Source organism: uncultured Campylobacter sp. (assembly GCF_937997465.1).
Classification (GTDB): Bacteria; Campylobacterota; Campylobacteria; order Campylobacterales; family Campylobacteraceae; genus Campylobacter_A.
This window is the reverse complement of the sequence record NZ_CALKTQ010000236.1, coordinates 1-3,371: the sequence shown is the minus strand read 5'-3', so window position 1 is coordinate 3,371 and position 3,371 is coordinate 1. Positions and strand designations below refer to the sequence as shown.

At 48.0% G+C, this 3,371-nt stretch carries 3 protein-coding genes; all 3 read right to left on the bottom strand.

Translation table 11 applies throughout. The features are described from left to right. Nucleotides 1-238: 238 nt before the first annotated feature. On the bottom strand, nucleotides 239-2,593 hold the full coding sequence (locus Q0546_RS07915; RefSeq protein ID WP_298791990.1) for an endonuclease MutS2: 2,355 nt from the start codon (nucleotides 2,591-2,593) through the stop codon (nucleotides 239-241). After that, nucleotides 2,594-2,941, bottom strand: coding sequence for a hypothetical protein (locus Q0546_RS07910; protein WP_009493428.1), 348 nt, complete (start codon nucleotides 2,939-2,941; stop codon nucleotides 2,594-2,596). Then, the coding region (locus Q0546_RS07905) for a cyanophycin synthetase (protein ID WP_298791989.1) at nucleotides 2,938-3,371 on the bottom strand (434 nt) is incomplete at its 5' end. The genes Q0546_RS07910 and Q0546_RS07905, both read right to left, overlap by 4 nt.

The window sequence follows — 3,371 nt, the reverse complement described above, 5'->3', positions numbered from 1 at the left end:
CGCGCCGCAAAATTAAATTTGCATTTTCAGGTTGCGGGTCTCGGTGAGTAAAAATTTTAAGTTAAATTTGCAAATTTGACTTCAAATTTGAATAGAAAAAGATAAGGCGAAGTATTTTGAGATGATTTTTGGGGTTTTGAAGTTAAAATTTGACGAAGATAAGGCATGTAGCCTATCGAGTCAAATTTTAACGAAATCCGCAAAAAGCGCTCGCGAGACAAGCCGTAGCAAGGCAAATTTAAAGCCGCACTATCTGCGCTCCAAATCCCCCCTGCCCCGCCGGCGCATCAAAAAACTCCTTCACGCTCGGATGTTCGCGCAAGAAATTTTTGACCGCGTAAGCGAGCTTGCCCGTGCCGATGCCGTGATACACCTGCACCTCGTCAAAGCCCATCACTAGGCTATCTGAGATAAATTTATCCAGCTTTTGCACCGCCTCGTCCGCGCGCAGTCCGTGCAGATCGAGCGTGACGCTAGCGTTTTGCGGCTTTTGCACGCTTAGATTTATGCCTGATTTTTTAGGCGGTGCGGGCGTTTCGCCGCTGATTTTTAGCTGATTTATCGGTACGCGCATGCTCACGTTATCGGTTTGTATCACGGCGTCGTTTTTGCTAAGGCTTACGACGACGCCCTTTATCTTGCCGTATTTTACGCGGTCGCCGACCTTTAGCTCGGGCGGGGCGGAGATTTCTGGCTTTTGCACGGCTCGTTTGGCCTCGTTTGCGCGGTTTAGGGCGCGCTGTTTTTCCTTAGTATCATCTAAATTTATCGCGCGTCTAGCCTCGTTTATAGCCTTAAAATATTCCCGCTCTAGCCGCGTTATAACCTCGTGTTGCTCGGCCTCGGCGCGCTCTTTTTGCTCTTTTAAATTTTCGATTAGCGAGTCTAGCTTTTGCTCTTTTTTCTCGGCGCTTTCGAGCTTTTCTTTGAGCTGCACCTCTAAATTTAACGTCTTTGTGATGATTTCGTTTAAATTTTCCTTGTCTTCGCCGTAGATTTTCTTCGCCTGGGCGACCAAATTTGCCGCGATGCCGTATCTAGCTGCAGTCTCAAAGGCGTATGATTTGCCGATCGTACCTTTTAAAAACTCAAATTTAGGCCGCGAGTTTTCCTCGTCGTATAGCGCAGCGACGAGCTCTACGTCGGGGTTTTTGGCTAGCAGCATAGCAAGGCGCTTGTGGTGGGTGGTGATGATCATCTTGATATCCTGTCCCATCAGCCGCTCGATCATCACGCCATACAGGCTCGCCGCCTCCTCAAAGTCCGTTCCCAGCTCAATCTCATCGACTCCGATGAGCAGGTTTTTTTTCGTAAAGAGCTTGGAAAAATGTACCATACGCCCGGCAAAAGTCGAGATGTCGTTTTTCACGTTTTGCGGATCCTCGATGATGGCGTCAAATTCTTTAAAATTTCCGATCTGCGAATTTTGCGCGTTTATGCGCATCGGCAACAGATATTTAGCTAGAAAGGCCGCCGCTATCAGCGATTTTAAAAGCATCGATTTACCGCCCGCGTTTACGCCCGTAATTAACAGCACCTTTTTGCTAAAGTCTATGCTGATACTTTTTGGATTTTTTAGCGCGGGGTGAGCGAAATTTGCCAGCTTTAAATTTGAGCCGCCGCCTGGAAGCACGAACTCGAAATCCGCGCTTTTAGCCGTAAAAACTCGCGCGCAGTAGGCGTCAAATACGTCAAACGCGCCGTTTATAAATTTTAAAAACGGTAAGGCCTTGTGCATCGCGGAGCTAAAAATTTTGCAGTGTTCATAGACGATTTCTTCTTTTTTATCCAGCAGCTCGCTTTGCTCTTTTTTGAGCTTTTGGATGTTTTCGGGCGCGACGTAGAAGTATCCGCCCGAGCTTCTAGCTACGACCGTGCCCTTTAGCACGTGGTTAAAGCCGCCTCGCACGAGTAGCGCCTCGACCGAACTGATGTAGTGCACCTGCGTATCGACAAGGTATGGCGTGATGGATTTTGAGTAGATGAGGCGGCGCAGATCGGCGTCTATTTGCGCTCTTTTGGCGCTAAAGGCGTCTCTGATACCGCCTAGGCGCTCGTCCACTTCGTCTTTTAGCTCGCCGTTTTTGTCAAATGAGTTTGCGAGCTTTAACATCGGCTGCGGGATCTCGATTTTAGCGAGCCACTCGCCTAGTTTGCCTTCAAATTTGAGCGTTTTTAGGTAGGTAAAGTAGCTAATAATCTTAGCAAACTCAAAAATCTCGCTCACGTGCAGCGTGGCTTGCTTACTAAGGCGAATGAGCGCATCGTCTAGGTTTTGAGCGGACGAGGGCGGATCAAACTGCTTTTGCGAGAGTTCTAAAATTTTCTCATAATGCAGCCTGCTGTCGCCCGCCATAAAAAGCGGCTTTGGGCGCGCTAAAAAGGAGTTAAACCGCTCCATATAGCCTTGCAGGTCTAAAATTTTTATAAGCCGCTCAAAGCCTTCCGCGTTTGTAAATTCTTTTTGCTCTCGGTGCGCCACGGTGTCTGAAATATCGCCGTTTCTTTGCTCGCGCGAGACGTTATTTTCGTGCCCGTTTGCCCCCCAAACGCCGCCTTGGGTCAAATTTTGATTATCTTTAAAATTTCGCAATTATTCGCCTTTAAATTCGCAACCATCAAGCGCGATCTTGACGCTGTTTAGCTCCTTTGCCGCGCGTTTTGCGACAAAGGAGGACGTACCAAACTCATAGTTAAATTTAGTGTTATTTACGTCGAAATTCCCGCATTTTAGGGTTTTGCCTTGGTTAAAAAGCGCGACCAGTTCCAGCCTTTTGCCCTGCTCGCTTTCTAGCCTGGTCTCGTAAAAATACAGCGCCGCCGCGACAAAAATAACCGAAAAAGTGATGATAAATTTCGCCTTTTTACTTAGCTTTTCGTCACTCACGCTAAATATTGCGATCGCGGCAAGTACGCCTAAAAGTACGATTATGACCCTCATACGTCGCCTCGGAGCTGATATGTGATGTCGCCCGCGCCAAAGCCGATCACTAAGCCGTCATCGAGCAAGTTTTTCACGCCAAACTCATCCGTAAAGACTATCCCCTCGCCCTCGCGCGCGACTTTTTGCGTCATCACTGGGTTGTAGCGCTTGAACTCCTCTTTTAAATTTATATCTATGGACGCCTCGCCCGCTGCGTAAACAGGCAGGATAACTAGCTCGTCTATGCCCTCAAAACACTCCTTAAAGGCCTCTAAATTTGCGCTTAGGCGCGTAAATCTGTGCGGCTGAAATATCACCGTGATCTTTGTGATGCCCAGTAGCTTGGCGTACTCAAAGACCGATTGCAAAGTGGCTTTGATCTCAGTCGGATGGTGCGCGTAGTCGTCGATGAGTACGAATTTCCTGCTAGCAGTGAGGATATCGAAGC